The 16,134-nt window shown below is 73.7% G+C and carries 12 protein-coding genes; 8 read left to right on the top strand and 4 right to left on the bottom strand.

What is annotated here, in order from left to right:
- Positions 1-188 precede the first annotated feature (188 nt).
- Positions 189-3,044, top strand: coding sequence for a tetratricopeptide repeat protein (locus ACFU5G_RS22710; RefSeq protein WP_377249882.1), 2,856 nt, complete (start codon positions 189-191; stop codon positions 3,042-3,044).
- A gap of 7 nt (positions 3,045-3,051) precedes the next feature.
- Here ACFU5G_RS22710 and ACFU5G_RS22715 read toward each other — a convergent pair whose 3' ends face one another.
- Positions 3,052-3,975 (bottom strand): cation diffusion facilitator family transporter, encoded by a 924-nt coding sequence (locus tag ACFU5G_RS22715; RefSeq protein ID WP_377249885.1) that lies wholly within the window; start codon positions 3,973-3,975, stop codon positions 3,052-3,054.
- A gap of 28 nt (positions 3,976-4,003) precedes the next feature.
- Positions 4,004-5,893 (bottom strand): ABC transporter ATP-binding protein, encoded by a 1,890-nt coding sequence (locus tag ACFU5G_RS22720; RefSeq protein ID WP_377249909.1) that lies wholly within the window; start codon positions 5,891-5,893, stop codon positions 4,004-4,006.
- A 216-nt stretch (positions 5,894-6,109) separates the two neighbouring features.
- On the opposite strand from ACFU5G_RS22720, the gene ACFU5G_RS22725 reads away from it, so the two are divergent.
- The gene (locus ACFU5G_RS22725; protein WP_377249888.1) at positions 6,110-7,342 is read left to right on the top strand and encodes a cytochrome P450; all 1,233 of its coding nucleotides are present in this window, start codon (positions 6,110-6,112) and stop codon (positions 7,340-7,342) included.
- Positions 7,343-7,410: 68 nt separating this feature from the next.
- On the opposite strand, the gene ACFU5G_RS22730 is transcribed toward ACFU5G_RS22725, so the two are convergent.
- A complete protein-coding gene (locus ACFU5G_RS22730; protein WP_377249890.1) occupies positions 7,411-8,331 on the bottom strand; it encodes an alpha/beta fold hydrolase in 921 nt (306 codons plus the stop codon).
- 83 nt (positions 8,332-8,414) lie between these two features.
- Complete coding sequence (locus tag ACFU5G_RS22735; protein WP_377249892.1) at positions 8,415-9,398, bottom strand: alpha/beta hydrolase; 984 nt, start codon at positions 9,396-9,398, stop codon at positions 8,415-8,417.
- 227 nt (positions 9,399-9,625) lie between these two features.
- Here ACFU5G_RS22735 and coaE point away from each other — a divergent pair, with 227 nt between their 5' ends.
- From coaE to ACFU5G_RS22765, 6 genes are all read left to right on the top strand, one after another.
- Complete coding sequence (gene coaE, locus ACFU5G_RS22740) at positions 9,626-10,255, top strand: dephospho-CoA kinase (RefSeq protein WP_377249895.1); 630 nt, start codon at positions 9,626-9,628, stop codon at positions 10,253-10,255.
- Positions 10,256-10,282: 27 nt separating this feature from the next.
- Positions 10,283-10,969 carry a pyroglutamyl-peptidase I gene (pcp, locus tag ACFU5G_RS22745; RefSeq protein WP_377249897.1) on the top strand — a complete coding sequence of 229 codons (687 nt, stop codon included), beginning with the start codon at positions 10,283-10,285 and terminating at the stop codon, positions 10,967-10,969.
- 48 nt (positions 10,970-11,017) lie between these two features.
- Positions 11,018-13,129: an excinuclease ABC subunit UvrB gene (gene uvrB, locus ACFU5G_RS22750; RefSeq protein WP_377249900.1), complete on the top strand. Its 2,112-nt coding sequence runs from the start codon at positions 11,018-11,020 to the stop codon at positions 13,127-13,129.
- Between the two features lie 97 nt (positions 13,130-13,226).
- Positions 13,227-13,655 (top strand): VOC family protein, encoded by a 429-nt coding sequence (locus ACFU5G_RS22755; protein WP_377249902.1) that lies wholly within the window; start codon positions 13,227-13,229, stop codon positions 13,653-13,655.
- A gap of 100 nt (positions 13,656-13,755) precedes the next feature.
- Entirely contained in the window at positions 13,756-14,727 is a 972-nt protein-coding gene (locus tag ACFU5G_RS22760; protein ID WP_377249905.1) for an NAD(P)-dependent alcohol dehydrogenase, read from the top strand.
- 304 nt (positions 14,728-15,031) lie between these two features.
- Entirely contained in the window at positions 15,032-16,072 is a 1,041-nt protein-coding gene (locus ACFU5G_RS22765; RefSeq protein ID WP_377249907.1) for a TerC family protein, read from the top strand.
- Positions 16,073-16,134 lie beyond the last annotated feature (62 nt).

Raw genomic sequence — 16,134 nt, forward strand, 5'->3', positions numbered from 1 at the left:
CCGTCGCCCCTTCGGGGGCGGCGGGCCGTCGCTGTTTTCAGCCCCTGCTGTTTTCGGGATGCGGTGACTGCCGCGGGCGCTCGCCGCAGAAATATGCTCTGACCTGCAAAGATGCTGATCGAACTGGCGCGGCGGGTATCACAGCGCGCGCTGGTCAGGAGCGCGGCCGTGCTGTTGGATGACTGCCCATGAGCCGACCGGGACCCGACGACGCACGGAGCCCCGGGCCACGTGACGTCGGGCCGGCGGCCCTGCTGGCTCCCGAGCGCGAGGTCGTGCCCTTTACCGGTCGCGGGCACGAGCTCGCCGACCTGCGCTCGTGGGTGCGCTCCCGCGAGCCCGTCGCGCTGCGGCTGCTCTGCGGGCGGGGCGGCGTCGGCAAGACGCGCCTGGTGCTCGAGCTCGGCCGCAGACTGCGCCGTACCGGCTGGACCGTGGTGCACGTGCCGCCCGGCGAGGAGGTCGCCGCGGTGCGCGACGTCGCCGCCGTGCGGCGGGTCCTGCTCGTCGTGGACGACGCCGGGCACCGCCTCGGCCTGCCCGACATGCTCGACGCCGTCGCGGCCACGCGGACCCGGGGGCGGCTGCGCGTCCTGTGCACCGCGCGCACCGGCGGCCAGTGGTGGCGCCGTCAGCGGTGGACCAGCACGCTGTGGGCGGGGCAGACGCCGTCGGTCACCCAGATGGCGCTGGAGCCCGCCCTGGACCGCACGCCGGAGGTGGCCCCCGAGCCCGCGCTCGGGCTGGAGGTGGACCGGTCGGACGACGACCGCGTCCTCCTGGACGCGGCGGCGGCGCGGTTCGCGCGCGTGCTGCGCCGGCCGGTGCCCGAGGTCCCGTTCGAGCCCTCGCCGGACGACCGGCCCCGCGCGCTCGACCTCCAGGCAGCGGCCCTCGCCGCGGTCCTGGGCGGCGACGGCGAGCGGGGCCGGTCGTCGGCGGACCCGGCCCGGGCACTGGAGCGAGTGCTGGACCACGAGCGGGCGTCCTGGGCGGCGTCGGCCGCCGCGGCCGGGCTCGTGCCGGGCCCCGGCGGGTCGGCCGAGGCGGCCCTGGCCACGACGACGCTGGTGGGGGACACCTCCGAGGCCGGTGTGCGGGCCGCCCTGCGCCGCGCGGGCGTGCGGCCCGCCGACGACCGGACGGCGGACGCCGTCGCCTGGGTCCGCGCCCACCTGCTGGGCGTGCCGCGCCTGGCCGAGCTGCTCGTGTCCCGGGTGCTCGCGGAGCAGGACGGGCTGATCGAGGCGTGCACGCGCGACCTGGGGCCGGACGAGGCGTTCGGCGTGCTCGCCTTCGCCACGGCGATGGGGCTGGACCGGCCGGTGCCGGCCGGGCCGAGTCAGAGGGGGCCGGGCCCGGCCGACCCCGACCCCGGCCCCGAGCAGGACGCGGGTGAGCCCGTGGCGGAGCGCGACGTCGCCGGGGAGCTGATCGCGGCCGCGGCGTCCGCCCTGCCGGACGACGGGCCGGAGGATCTGGCCGGGCTGATGCGGGTCACGCGCCGGCTGCCGCGCTCGTCGGGCCCGCTCGCGGTGCCCGTCCTGGACCGGCTCACGCACCGCGTCGCCGAGCTCGCCCGTGCGGTGGGCGACGAGGCCACGCGGGCCGAGGCGCTGAGCGACGTCGGCCTCGTGCTGATCGCGGAGGGCGAGCCCGACTCCGCCGTGCCCGTGCTGCAGGAGGCCGTGGGCCTGTGGCGCGGCCTCGCCTGGGCGGACGAGGACCGGTACCGGCCCCCGCTGTGCACGGCCCTGAACAACCTCGGCACGGGCTACTGGGCGGTCGGCCGGCACGCCGACGCCCTCGCCGTGCAGGAGGAGGTTATCGCCCTGTGCGGCCAGTTCCGGCCCGGCGACGGGCCCTGGGCCGACGCCGAGCACGCGCAGGCGCTGCAGAACGCGGGGGTGTCCTACACGGAGCTGGGCCGGGTGGGGGAGATCGAGGCCGCGCAGCGCGCGGCGCTCGACCTCTACCGCCGGCTCGCCGAGGGCGACCCCGTGCAGTACGAGCCGCGGGTGGCCGCGGTGCTCGGCAACTTCGAGGCCCTCACCGAGAGCGGCCGCCCCGAGGACGCCCTGCCCGCGAACGCGGAGGCGGTGGCGATCCGCCGGCGCCTGGCCGCGCAGCGGCCGGAGCACCTCGGGGAGCTGGCCTGGTCCCTCGGCCAGCTCGGCACCACCCTGGAGGCGCTCGGGCGGTACGAGGAGGCGGGCTCCGTGCTGGTCGAGGCGCTGCGGATCCAGCGCCGCCTGGCGGACCAGAACGCGCGCGGCACCCGGGCGGACCTCGCCGCCGCTCTCTCCGCGCTGGGCGCCCTCTACTCCACGACGGGCCGCGCCGACGAGGCGCTGCGGCTGGAGCGGGAGGCGCTGGAGATCCGGCGCGACCTGGCCCGCGAGCACCCCGAGCGGTACCTGCACTACCTCGCCCACTCGCTGTCCAACCTCGGCGTCACGTACGCGCGGCGCGGCCGGTTCGACGAGGCCGTGCTGCTCGAGGAGGAGGCGGTCGGCATCCGCCGGGGGCTCGCGCGCCGGAACGCCCGCTCGCTGAAGTACCTCGCGCAGTCGTTGTCCAACCTGGGCGTGCGGTACGCGGACCTCGGGCGCTTCGAGGAGGCGCTGCCGCCCACGCAGGAGGCCGTCGACATGCTGCGGCGGCTGGTCCGGGACCAGCCGGAGAAGTACCGCACCGGGCTCGCGGAGGCGCTCGCGAACCTGGGCGCCACGCTGCTCGACCTGGACCAGGCCACCGCCGCCCTGCTGCCCATGCGGGAGGCGGTGGCGATGCGCCGCCAGCTCGCCGTGGAGAACCCCGACAAGCACCGCCCCGACCTGGCGCTCACGGTCTCCAACCTCGCCAGCGCCCTGAGCGCCTCGGGCGACAACGTCGCGGCCCTCTCGCTCGCGCGGGAGGCGGTGGAGATGCGCCGCCGGCTCGCCGCCGACCTGCCCGAGCGCTACCGCGCCGAGCTGGAGCGGTCCCGGGCGGTCCTGGCGCGCATCGAGGCGGCGATCCGTAACCCGACCACCGTCCGGTAGCGGCCGCTCAGGCGTGCTGCGCGTGCTCGTGCGCGACGTGCGTGTGCGGCTCGACCTGGAACGTCGAGTGCTCCACCGCGATGTCGAAGTGCTCGGCCACGCACTCCTGGAGCTGGTCCAGGATGCGGGCCGCGTGCCCGTCGGTGAAGCAGTCGGTGCGCACCACCACGTGCGCGCTCAGCACGGGCAGGCCCGTGGCGATCAGGGAGGCGTGCATGTCGTGCACGTCCTCCACGTGGTCGAGCTCCAGCAGGTGGGCACGGACCTCGTCGAGGTCCAGCCCGGGCGGGGACGACTCCAGGAGCACCGAGACGGTCTCGCGCAGCAGCCGGAGCGCCCGCGGGAGGATCAGCGCGCCGATCAGCAGCCCCGCGACGACGTCGGCCCGCTGCCAGCCCGTGAACGTGATGACCAGCGCCGCGACCACCACCGCCAGCGACCCCAGGGCGTCGTTGACGACCTCCAGGAACGCGGCGCGCAGGTTCAGGTTCGCCGTGCGGCGTCCGGCCAGCACCGCCATCGCGGCGACGTTCCCGGCCAGGCCGACCACACCGAAGAGGACCAGCTCGGGACCGGGCACCTCGGGCGGCGCGACGAGCCGCAGGATGCCCTCCGCCAGCACGTACACGCCCACGATCAGGAGCACACCCGCCTGGGCGAGCGCCGCGATCACCTCGGCCCGGCGATAGCCCCACGTGCGGCGGGCCGACGGCGGCCGCAGGGCCAGGCGAGCCGCGAACAGCGCCATCGCGAGCCCCGCGGCGTCCGTGAGCAGGTGCACCGTGTCGACGATCAGCGCCAGGCTGCCCGTCACCAGCGCGCCGATCACCTGCGCGACCAGCACCGCCGCCGTGATCGAGAAGGCGGCGGTCAGGCGGCCGCGGCCGCCGTCGGGCAGGTGCTGGTGGTCGTGGGAGTCCACGCCCTCCATCCTCCCAGCCCGGGCCCGTACGGACCCGTCAGGAGGCCTCGGCGAACTGCGTCCGGTACAGGTCGGCGTACAGGCCGCCCGCGGCGAGGAGCTCGGCGTGCGTCCCGGACTGGGCCACGCGGCCGTCGTCGAGCACCACGATGCGGTCCGCCGCGCGCACCGTGGACAGGCGGTGCGCGATGACCAGCGACGTCCGCCCCGCCAGCGCCTGGTCGAGGGCCGTCTGCACGGCCGCCTCGGACTCGGAGTCGAGGTGCGCCGTCGCCTCGTCGAGCACCACGATGTCGGGCGCCCGCAGCAGCAGCCGCGCGATCGCCAGGCGCTGCCGCTCGCCGCCCGACAGCCGGTAGCCGCGGTCGCCCACGACGGTCTCCAGACCCTCCGGCAGCCGGTCGACCAGGTCCCAGATGCGCGCCTGGCGCAGCACCCGCTCCAGGTCGGCGTCGGTCGCCTCCGCGCGGACGAACCGCAGGTTCGCGGCGACCGTGTCGTGGAAGAGGTGCGCGTCCTGCGAGACGACGCCGACGGTGGCCCGCAGCGAAGCGAACGTCACGTCCCGCAGGTCCTGCCCGGCGATCCGCAGCACGCCGGCGGTCGGGTCGTACATGCGGCTGACGAGCTGCGAGACCGTCGTCTTGCCCGCCCCCGACGGGCCGACGAGCGCCACCATGGACCCGGCAGGCACCTCGAAGCTCACGTCGTGCAGCGTGTCCGTGGTCGGGTCCTTGCGCTGCGCGGCCACCGACTCCAGGGACGCGAGCGACACGTCCTCGGCGCGCGGGTAGCGGAACGTGACGCCGCTCAGCGATACCGAGGCGCCCTCGGCGGCCACGGCGGCCCGCAGGTCGACGGCGTCCGGCCGCTCGGCCACCGAGGGCTCCAGGTCCAGCACCTCCAGCACCCGCTCGAACGAGACCAGCGCCGTCATCACGTCCACCTGCACGTTCGCCATCGCCGTCAGCGGCCCGTACAGGCGCGTCAGGTACGTGGCCAGGGCCACGACCGTGCCGACGGTGAGCTCGCCCGCGATGGCCTGCAGGCCGCCGAACCCGTAGACGCCCGCCACGGCCAGCGACGCGATGGTGGCCAGGCCCACCCGGAACCACGTGCCGAACAGCGCCGTGCGCACCCCGATGTCGCGGCGCTCGCGGGCGGGGCCGGCGAACCGCTCGGACTCGGCTTCGGGGTCGCCGAACACCTTCACGAGGTGCGCCCCGGCCACGTTGAACCGCTCGTTCATCACCTGGCCCAGGTCGGCGTCGACCTCCATGCCCCGGCGGGTCAGCCCGGCCAGGCGGCGGCCGAACCAGCGGGCCGGGAGGACGAACAGCGGGACCAGCACGAGGGCGCCCAGGGTGAGCTCCCAGGACATGGTGAACATCGCCCCGAGCGTGAACGCGATGGTCAGCGTGTTGGACACGACCGTCTGCAGGGTCGAGGTGAAGGCGCGCTGCGCGCCGAGCACGTCGCCGTTGAGGCGCTGCACGAGCGCCCCCGTGCGCGCGCGGGAGAAGAATGCGAGCGGCATGCGCTGGACGTGGTCGAACACCGCGACCCGCAGGTCGAGGATGAGCCCCTCGCCGACCTGGGACGACACGAGCCGGTCCGCCACGGACAGCCCCGCCGCCACGATCGCGAGCACGGCGGCGGCGCCCGCCAGCAGCACCACCAGGCGGGTGTCGCCGGCGGTGATGCCGTGGTCGATGAGCCGCTGGAACAGCAGCGGCGTGGCCGCGCCCGCTGCGGCCTCCAGGGCCAGGATCAGCACGAACAGGGTGAGCCGGCCCCGGTAGGGCCGGGCGAACGAGACGATCCGGCGCAGGGTGGGCCAGCCGAGGCGCTGCCGGGTGACGGACTCGTCCTGCGTGAACGACCGCAGGGTGCGGCCGCCGCCCATGCTCCCACCGCCTCCGTGCATGCTCACCGTGGAATCGTCCCACGCGGCCCGGCCGCCGGCGGCCGCGCGACCTCGCGCACACAGGTGGTCAGACCGTATCGGGCCCCGCGGGTGATCTGGACCACAGGCGTGTTACGCGTTCCAGCCGGGTCGTGATAGAAACCCTCGATCGGGCGTCTATGCAGGTCGCCCCACAAATCGATGGATGAGTCCATGAATATCGACGGGTGGAGTGCCATGTCTGACCTGGAGCCGCAGCGCAGCGGGGAACGGCTGGCGCTGGTGGAGCTGACCGGTGCCGAGGACATGACCGCGGAGCTGCGCAAGCTGCAGGAGAAGTGGGGCCCCGTGGCCCCCGTGGACCTGGAGCCGGGCGTCCCCGGCTGGCTCGTCCTCGGGCACGCCGAGGTGATGGAGGTGATGCGCACCGAGAGCGTCTTCGCCCGGGACCCCCGGCACTGGAGCGAGCGGCTGCCGCAGAGCTCGTCGCTGAACGCGATCCTCTCCCCGGCCGGGCGGCGCGCCCTGTACTACGCCGACGGCGCCGAGCACCGCCGGCTGCGGATCCCCGTGGACGAGGCCTTCGCCGGGATCGACGAGGCCCTGACGGCGGCCATGGTGCGCGGCGTCTGCGGCGGGCTCATCGACTCGTTCGCCGAGCGCGGGAACGCGGACCTGATCGGCGAGTACGCGGCCGCCGTGTCGTTCCTGGCCGTCTCGGGCATGTTCGGGTTCGACGAGCAGCAGGGCATCGCCCTCCTGCGCTGCGCGCACGGCGTGTTCGGGCACGGCGGCGACTCCGTCTCCGCGCTGGTCACCATGGACCAGATCGTGCTGGACCACGTGGTGTCCACCCGCGCGAACCCCGGGCCCAACCTGACCGCCAAGTTCGTGGCCCACCCCAACTTCGACGACGACACGGAGATCGTGCACTCGATGGTGGTGGCGATCTGCGCCGCCAACGAGATGCTCGTGACCTGGATCGCGGCCACGCTGCGCCGGATGCTCACCGACCCGCGGTACACGGGTCGCGTCACGGGCGTGCGGCGCGGGCTGGACGACGCGATGGACGAGACGCTGTGGGGCGAGCCGCCCGTCGCCAACCTGCCCGCGCGGTACGCCGTCACCGACTGCACGCTGGGCCGGGCGCAGATCCGGGCCGGCGACGCGATCGTGATGGGCCTGGCCGCGGCGAACAACGACCCGCGGGTGCGCACCGAGGACGACCTCTTCGAGGCGGGCAACCGGTCGCACCTGTCGTTCGGCGTCGGGCCGCACGCGTGCCCCGCCCGCCGTCCGGGGCGGCTCGTGGTGAAGATCGCCGTCGAGAGCCTCATGGAGCGCCTCGACCTGCGCCTGACCGACCCCGACGTCACGTGGGCGCCGTCGCCCTGGTCGCGCTACCCGGCCGTGCTGCCGGTGGCGTTCACCCCGGAGCGCAAGACCGCGCGGGTGCCCGCCCGGGTCTGAGTCCGGGGGCGCGCTCCGGCCGCTGCCCGCCTACTCCGGCGACCTGCCGTCGACCGGCACGTCGCGCATCAGCGCGGCGATGTCGGTCGGCCGGCCGCCAGGCGGGTCACGTCGAGCACCGCCCGGACGAACGCGTCCGGCGCCTCCTGGGGGAGGTTGTGCCCTGCGTCCGGCACGCGGCGGTGCAGGCGGGGGCCCGTGAACCGGCCGGCGTCGGGGACCTCGTCGGTCGCGGGGAAGTTGCCGTCGGCGAGGCCCGCCAGGGTCACGGTCGGGACCCCGACCGGGGGCAACGGTGCGAGGGCGTACTCGAACGCGTCGTACTCCGGAGCGCCGGGTGCCGCGCCCAGCCGGTGCCGGTAGGAGTGCAGCACGACGTCGACGTAGTCGGTGTTGTCGAACGCGGCTGCCGTCCGGTCGAGCGTCGCCGGGTCGAAGTCCCACGCCGGCGAGTTGCGCCGCCAGATCACCTCGGCGATCTCGCGGCGGTTGGCCGTCAGGCCGGCCCGCCCGCGCTCGGTGAGGAAGTAGTAGAAGTACCAGAAGCCGGCCTCGAGGTCAGGACGGATGGGTCGCGCCGACGCGGCGACGTCCTGGATCAGGTACCCGTTGACGCTGACGAGGCCCGTGACCCGCTCGGGCCGCAGCGCCGCGACCACGCAGGCGGCGCGGCCGCCCCAGTCGTAGCCGGCGAGCACGGCCTCGGGGATGTCGAGGGCGTCGAGCAGGCCCAGGACGTCCGCGCCGAGCGCCGCCTGCTGGCCGGAGCGTGGTGTCCGGTCGTCGCGGAACCGGGTCGGGCCGTGGCCACGGAGGTAGGGCACGACGACCCGGTAGCCGAGCGCCGCCAGCCGGGGTGCGACGTCGACGTAGCTGTGCACGTCGTAGGGGAATCCGTGGAGCAGCAGCACCGCCGGGCCGTCGACCGGTCCGTGCTCGACGTACGCGATGTCGAGGACGTCGGTGAGGGCATGCTGGATGGGGGGCATCGGGGTTCCTCTCGTCTCACGCGCCGCGGCGCGGCGCGGTCATGACGAACCGACCGGGCACGCCCCGGGTTCTGTGACACGAGCTACTCGGCGAGCGAGTCCACGAACTGCGTGCTCACGGACGAGATGAGGGACCGGGCCGCGTCGTGGGTGATGGTCGGAGTCCCGTCGCCGGGCTGCGGGCCGTAGTCGCCGAAGAAGGCGTGCACCGCGCCGTCCACCGCGGTGAACTTCGCGTCGGCGGGCAGGACCGCGCGCGAGGCCTCGATCTTGGCGGGGGTGGCGAGGCCGTCCTGCGAGGCGGAGACCGACTCGACCGCGACCGTGAGCCCGCTGAGGTCCTCGGCCGGGTAGGAGGCGTACAGGAGCAGCCCGACGGCGGGCGCCACGTCGTCCGCCTCCGCGCCGGCGGCGTCCGACGACGCGACGACGCCGCCCAGCGAGTGCCCGCCGACGACCCACCGGTCGGCCTGCGGGACCCGCTCGCGGGCGGCGTCGAACGCCCCGCCGGCGAGGAAGGCGACGGCGAGCGGCTGCTTGGGGATCACCACGGTGTGCCCCGCCTCGGCGACCGGGCGCAGCACCGCGGCGTACGCCCGGGCCTCGACCTTTGCGCCGGGCCGGAAGAACACCGCGGTCCCGTCCGCCCCGCGGGCCGGGACGAGCGTGACGGCCGTGGTGGACTCGGTGACGGTCACGGAGTCGTCCGAGACCATGGCGTCCAGCGCCGGCTCGACGGCGCTGAACGGGCGCAGCCACGCCATAGCGGCGACCCACACGATGCCGGCCACGACCAGCGCCAGGTCCACGACCCGCCGCCAGCCGCCGCGGGCCGGCCGCGGGCGCAGGCTGCGCAGGAGCACCAGCGCGCAGCCCAGGACGGTCAGGCCGAGCAGCACCGCGTACAGGGGGTGGCCGTGGACCACGGCGCCCCACGCCGTCAGGCAGGCCCAGGCCACGACGACGATCCCGGCGGCCGCGACCGCGCGGACGGTCCAGGTGAGCCATGCGGGCCGGCCGGCCCCGGCGCCCGTCCCGGCCTGCTGCCCGGGCGTGCCGCGGCTCACGGTGCCACCGCTGTCTTGCCGGCCTCGTACACGTGCGTACCTCCTGGTCGCTCTGTTGCTGTGGTCCCGAGGCTCATGCTCGCACCGCGCACCCGCATTCTCAGCGCGGGAGCGCGGGCCCCGGCACATGTCACACCCCCGGGGCGGTCCGGGCAACCGGTCCGGGCGGCCGGTCCGGTCCGGAGGTAGCCTGAGCGAACCCACCCGAAATCGGCTTTGAGGACCACATGTTCCGCATCGGACTCACCGGAGGGATCGCGGCCGGCAAGTCGGTCGCGGCGGCACGACTGGCCGAGCTCGGCGCCGTCGTCGTCGACCACGACGTGCTCGCGCGCGAGGCGGTCGCGCCCGGCTCGGTCGGCCTGGCCGAGATCGTCGAGGCGTTCGGCGAGGGCATCCTGGCGCCGGACGGCAGCCTCGACCGCCCGGCCCTGGGCGCCCTGGTCTTCGCCGACGCGGCCGCCCGCGGCCGCCTGAACGAGATCGTGCACCCCGAGGTGCGCCGGCTCTCGGCCGAGCGAGAGGCCATGGCGGGCGCGGCGGAGGCCGGGGCCGTCGTCGTGCACGACATCCCCCTGCTCGTGGAGACCGGGCAGCAGAGCCACTTCCACCTGCTGGTGGTGGTGCACACGCCCGCCGAGCAGCGGGTCGGCCGGCTCGTGGCGAACCGCGGCCTCACGGAGGAGGCGGCGCGCGCCCGCGTCGCGGCGCAGGCCACCGACGAGGAGCGGCTCGCGGCGGCGGACGTCACCCTCGACGGTTCCGGCGACGAGGACGAACTACGCGCTCAGGTGGATATCCTGTGGCAGCGCGTGGCCGGCGAGGTCGCGCAGGAGGCGGAGGCAGACTCCGTGTGAACCGGCCCGGCCCGGGGGAGGAGCACCATGAAGGTCCTGGTCACGGGGTTCGAGCCGTTCGGCGGAGACGCCGTCAACGCGTCCGCCGAGGCGGTCGCGGCGCTCGCCGGGCGCTGGGCGGGCCCGGAGGAGCTGGTCACCGCCGTCCTGCCGGTCGAGTTCGACGAGGTGCGCGGCGCGGACGGCCGGCTGCTGCGCCTGCTGGACGAGCACGCGCCTGACGTCGTCGTGGCGGTCGGCCTGGCCGGCGGCGTCACCGAGGTGCGGGTCGAGCGCGTCGCGATCAACCTGATGGACGCGCGCATCCCCGACAACGGCGGCGCCCAGCCGGTCGACGTCCCCGTGGTCGACGGCGGCCCCGCCGCCAGGTTCACCACGTTGCCCGCCAAGGCGGCCGTCGCCGCCGTGCGGGAGGCGGGCATCCCGGCCGGGGTCACCTACAGCGCCGGGACGTACGTCTGCAACGCCACCTTCTACGCCCTGCAGCACGCGCTGGCCGAGCGCCCCGAGGTGCTCTCGGGCTTCGTCCACGTGCCGCGTACCACGGAGGAGCTGGCGGCGCAGGAGTCGGCGTCCGCCCTGACCGCCGGCGGCGAGCCGCACCTGCCGGTGGACGCCCTGGCCAGGGCGCTGGAGATCGTGGTGCGCACGGCCCTGGGGGCGGCCCGCGGCGAGGTGAGCGAGCCGGCGGTGGCGGCGGGCACGCTGCACTGACGGGGGCTCGTCCACCGGAGTGTCAGTGGTCCGCCGTACGGTAGTGGCATGCGACCCGTGACCGACCTGCAGCGCACGGTGGCCCCGTTCGAGGTCATCTCCGATTACCAGCCCGCCGGCGACCAGCCGACGGCCATCGCCGAGCTCACCGAACGCGTCCAGGCGGGCGAGAAGGACGTGGTGCTGCTCGGCGCCACGGGTACGGGCAAGTCCGCGACCACGGCCTGGCTCGTCGAGAAGCTCCAGCGCCCGACCCTGGTCATGGCGCCGAACAAGACGCTCGCCGCGCAGCTCGCCACGGAGTTCCGTGAGCTGCTGCCCAACAACGCGGTCGAGTACTTCGTCTCGTACTACGACTACTACCAGCCCGAGGCGTACATCGCGCAGACGGACACCTACATCGAGAAGGACTCCTCGATCAACGACGAGGTGGAGCGGCTGCGCCACTCCGCGACCTCGTCGCTGCTGACGCGGCGCGACGTCGTCGTGGTCGCCTCGGTGTCCTGCATCTACGGCCTGGGCACGCCGCAGGAGTACGTGGACCGCATGGTCCGGCTCGACGTCGGCGACGTGGTCGACCGGGACCAGCTGCTGCGTCAGTTCGTGACCATGCAGTACACGCGCAACGACATGTCGTTCACGCGCGGCACCTTCCGGGTGCGCGGCGACACGGTCGAGATCATCCCCGTGTACGAGGAGCTGGCGATCCGGATCGAGATGTTCGGCGACGAGATCGAGTCGATCCAGACGCTGCACCCGCTCACGGGAGACGTGGTCCGCGAGGAGAAGTCGATCTACGTGTTCCCGGCCACGCACTACGTCGCGGGCCCGGAGCGCATGGAGCGCGCCATCGGCGGCATCGAGAAGGAGCTGGAGGAGCGGCTGGCCGAGCTGGAGAAGCAGGGCAAGCTGCTGGAGGCGCAGCGGCTGCGCATGCGCACCACCTACGACATCGAGATGATGCGCTCGATCGGCACCTGCGCCGGCATCGAGAACTACTCGATGCACATCGACGGCCGCGAGCCGGGCACCGCGCCCAACACGCTGCTCGACTACTTCCCCGAGGACTTCCTGCTCGTCATCGACGAGTCGCACCAGACCGTGCCGCAGATCGGGGCCATGTTCGAGGGCGACGCCTCGCGCAAGCGCGCGCTGGTGGACCACGGGTTCCGCCTGCCCAGCGCCATGGACAACCGCCCCCTGAAGTGGGAGGAGTTCACCGAGCGCATCGGCCAGACGGTCTACCTGTCGGCCACACCCGGCGACTACGAGCGCTCGCTGTCCGACGGCGTCGTGGAGCAGGTCATCCGCCCCACCGGCCTGGTGGACCCCGAGGTGGTCGTGAAGCCGACGACCGGCCAGATCGACGACCTGCTAGGCGAGATCCGCGACCGCGTGGACCGCGACGAGCGCGTGCTGGTGACCACGCTGACCAAGAAGATGGCCGAGGACCTCACGGACTACTTCCTGGAGCGCAACGTCCGGGTGCGCTACCTGCATTCCGACGTCGACACGCTGCGCCGCGTCGAGCTGCTGCGCGAGCTGCGGCTCGGCGAGTACGACGTGCTGGTGGGCATCAACCTGCTGCGCGAGGGCCTCGACCTGCCCGAGGTGTCGCTGGTCGCGATCCTCGACGCCGACAAGGAGGGCTTCCTGCGGTCCGGGCGCTCGCTGATCCAGACGATCGGCCGTGCCGCCCGTAACGTGTCCGGCCAGGTGCACATGTACGCCGACAAGATCACGCCGGCCATGCGGATGGCCCTGGACGAGACCGACCGGCGCCGCGAGAAGCAGATCGCGTACAACACCGAGCGCGGTCTGGACCCCCAGCCGCTGCGGAAGAAGATCGCCGACGTCACGGACATGCTCGCCCGCGAGGACCTCGACACCGCCGAGCTGCTGGCCGGCGGGTACCGCAACAGCCGCAAGGGCAAGGGTGAGGGCAAGGCCCCGGTGCCTGGCTCGCCCAAGGAGGCCGCGTCGAGCGGCAACCGGCTGGCGGGCGCCGCCGCGAGCGAGCTGGCCGAGCTCATCCAGGAGCTCGCCGACCAGATGCACGCCGCGGCCGCGGAGCTGCAGTTCGAGGTCGCGGCGCGCCTGCGCGACGAGATCTCGGGCCTCAAGAAGGAGCTGCGGCAGATGCAGGCCGCGACCGCCTGACCGCGGCCACGGCACCCTGCGCCCGGCACCCGACAGCGAGCACCCGGCACCGACCAGCGACGACCGACGACCGACCACCGACCCGAGGAGCCCCACGATGGCGCTGACGTTCCAGGTGACCTTCGACGCGGCCGACCCCCGGGCGCTCGGTGACTTCTGGTGCCGGGTGCTGGGCTACGTGCGGGAGGAGCCGCCCGCGGGCTTCGCCACGTGGGAGGAGGCCCTGACGGCCTGGGGCCTGCCCGAGGAGCGCTGGAACGACAAGAACGCCGTGCGTGACCCCGACGGCACGGGCCCGCGCATCTTCATCCAGAAGGTGCCCGAGCCCAAGGTCGCGAAGAACCGCATGCACCTCGACGTCAACGTGAGCGACGGCCTGAGCGGCGCCGAGCGCATCGCGAAGGTCCGGGCCGAGGCGGAGCGGGTGACCGCCCTCGGGGCGAGCGTCGTCGACGAGATGACCGAGCTCGGCGAGTTCTGGATCGTGCTGCGCGACCCGGAGGGCAACGAGTTCTGCCTGCAGTGATGACGGCCCGAGTTCATCCTTGACCCGTCCGCTCGGCCCGGTGGACCCTGATCGCGCAGGGGTGCAGCGCACGTCCGGGCGAGCGGGGCCAGGAGGCCGAATGCGGGCACTGACACAGGACAGGTACGGCTGGGAACACCTCGGGGTCCGCGAGGTGCCCGACCCGGAGCCGGGCCAGGGGCAGGTGCTGGTCAAGGTCCGCGCGGCCGGCGTGAACCCCTACGACTGGCACTACGCCGCCGGGCAGCCGCTGGTCGCGCGCGCGATGATGGGCACCTTCACCGGCCCTCGCCCGCCGGTCCGCGGCGCCGACCTGTCGGGCATCGTGGTTGCTGCCGGCCCCGGGGTCACGGCGTACGCGCCGGGCGACGAGGTGTTCGGGTTCGGCACCGGCGGCACGTTCGCGGAGCTGGCGCTCGCGGAGGTCTCGAGCATCGCCCGCAGGCCGGTCGACCTGACGCACGTCGAGGCCGCCGCGATGCCGATGGCCGCCGTCACGGCGCTCCAGTTCCTGCGGGCCGCCGAGCTGCGGGCCGGGCAGCAGATCGCCATCACCGGCGCGGGCGGCGGGATCGGGCACTTCGCGGTGCAGATCGCCGCGGCCTGGGGCGCCGAGGTGACGGGGGTGTGCGGCCCGCGCAACGCAGCGATGGTCCGCGAGCTCGGGGCGTCCGAGGTGATCGACTACACGAAGGACGACTTCACCGCGGGGGAGCGGCGCTTCGACGTCGTCTTCACCAACGCGGGCCGGTACTCCCTGCGGGCGCTCGGCCGCGTCGTCGTGCCCGGCGGGCTGGTGCTGGCCAACGACGGCAGCCGGGACGGCCTGCTCGGCGCCATGCCGGAGCTGATGACGGCGCCCCTGGTCTCGCGGATGCGCCCGTACCGGATCCTGAACGTCTCGGCGACGTCCAGCGGCGAGGACCTCGGCGTCCTCGACGGCCTCGTGGCCGACGGCGTGCTGCTGCCCATCGTCAGCGCGACCTACCCGCTGGAGCGCGCCGTGGACGCGATCAGGCAGGTCGCCGGGCACGGGCACGCGCGCGGCAAGCTGGTCCTGACGATCGCCTGACCGACCGCCCCGACGGTCGTCCGGACGGGCCTCGCGCGGTCACCAGGGAGTGCCGAAGATCACGTTCGGGAACAAACCTCACGTCCCGTATGCTTTCCCTCCGTTGGAGGGGAGTACCTCGTAACGGTCAGGTCGTCATCACAGTTGCCAATGACGCCAGCTCGGCCCGGCCGGCCCGTGGTGCACCGTCGTCTGGTTTCGTCCAGGCTGGTGCACGGGCGGGCGAGGAAGACCTCCGGTGCCCTGCTGTGCTCACCGGAGGCTAGATGCGATCGCGCGTTCCTCCCTTTTCCGGAAGGAAGCAATGGTCCACGAACTGCCCGTGACCTTCGAACTGATCTCCCTCGGTGCGATGGTCCTGCTGCTCGTCGCCGATCTCCTCATCGTCGGACGGCGCCCCCATGTCCCGACCATGAAGGAGAGCGCCATCTGGGTGAGCTTCTACGTGGGCCTCGCCGTCGTCTACGGTCTCGTCGTCTGGGCCGTCGGCGGCCACACCCCGGCGGCGGAGTTCTACGCCGGGTGGCTCATGGAGTACTCCCTGAGCGTCGACAACCTCTTCGTCTTCGTCATCATCATGGCGCGGTTCGCCGTGCCGCGGGACCAGCAGCAGCAGGTGCTCATGGTGGGCATCATCATGGCGCTGATCTTCCGGGCCGCGTTCATCCTCGCGGGCGCCGCCCTGCTCGAGCAGTTCACCTGGCTCTTCTACATCTTCGGCGCATTCCTCCTCTACACGGCGGTCCAGCAGGCCATCCCGGAGAAGGAGGAGGAGCAGGACGACTTCAAGGAGAACGCCCTCATCCGGGTCATGCGGCGCGTGCTGCCGCTGCACCACCAGTACAACGGCTCCAGCCTGCGGACCACCGTCGACGGCCGCCGGCTCTTCACGCCGCTGATCATCGTGTTCCTGGCGATCGGCTCGACGGACGTGCTGTTCGCCCTCGACTCGATCCCGGCGATCTTCGGCATCACGCGGGACCCGTTCATCGTGTTCGCCACCAACCTGTTCGCGCTGATGGGTCTGCGCCAGCTCTACTTCCTGCTCGGCGGCCTGCTCGACCGGCTGGTGTACCTGCCCTACGCGCTCTCGGCCATCCTCGGCTTCATCGGCATCAAGCTGGTCCTCGAGGCCCTGCACACCAACTCGATCTCGTGGATCAACGGCGGCGAGGGCTTCCACTGGGCGCCCGAGATCCCGATCTGGCTGTCGCTCACGGTGATCGTGGCGTCCCTGGCGGTCGGCACGGTGGCCAGCCTCGCCAAGTCGGCGTACGACGCGCGGGTCGAGGCCGCACGTCCCGCCCCGGAGCCCGAGCCGGCGTCGGAGGACGTCTCCAAGTGACGCGCTGACGGCACCCGCACAGCAGCAGGCCGGAGGCCGCGTCCCCGAGCAGGGGGCGCGGC

The organism is Promicromonospora sp. NPDC057488, from assembly GCF_042802395.1.
Lineage (GTDB): Bacteria > Actinomycetota > Actinomycetes > Actinomycetales > Cellulomonadaceae > Promicromonospora.

Coding starts and splice junctions, on each gene's coding strand:
- uvrB (WP_377249900.1), top strand. CDS start 11,018: ATGCGACCCGTGACCGACCTGCAGCGCACGGTGGCCCCGTTCGAGGTC.
- ACFU5G_RS22715 (WP_377249885.1), bottom strand. CDS start 3,975: ATGGAGGGCGTGGACTCCCACGACCACCAGCACCTGCCCGACGGCGGC.
- ACFU5G_RS22760 (WP_377249905.1), top strand. CDS start 13,756: ATGCGGGCACTGACACAGGACAGGTACGGCTGGGAACACCTCGGGGTC.
- ACFU5G_RS22730 (WP_377249890.1), bottom strand. CDS start 8,331: ATGCCCCCCATCCAGCATGCCCTCACCGACGTCCTCGACATCGCGTAC.
- ACFU5G_RS22720 (WP_377249909.1), bottom strand. CDS start 5,893: ATGCACGGAGGCGGTGGGAGCATGGGCGGCGGCCGCACCCTGCGGTCG.
- pcp (WP_377249897.1), top strand. CDS start 10,283: ATGAAGGTCCTGGTCACGGGGTTCGAGCCGTTCGGCGGAGACGCCGTC.
- ACFU5G_RS22765 (WP_377249907.1), top strand. CDS start 15,032: ATGGTCCACGAACTGCCCGTGACCTTCGAACTGATCTCCCTCGGTGCG.
- ACFU5G_RS22725 (WP_377249888.1), top strand. CDS start 6,110: ATGTCTGACCTGGAGCCGCAGCGCAGCGGGGAACGGCTGGCGCTGGTG.
- ACFU5G_RS22710 (WP_377249882.1), top strand. CDS start 189: ATGAGCCGACCGGGACCCGACGACGCACGGAGCCCCGGGCCACGTGAC.
- ACFU5G_RS22755 (WP_377249902.1), top strand. CDS start 13,227: ATGGCGCTGACGTTCCAGGTGACCTTCGACGCGGCCGACCCCCGGGCG.
- coaE (WP_377249895.1), top strand. CDS start 9,626: ATGTTCCGCATCGGACTCACCGGAGGGATCGCGGCCGGCAAGTCGGTC.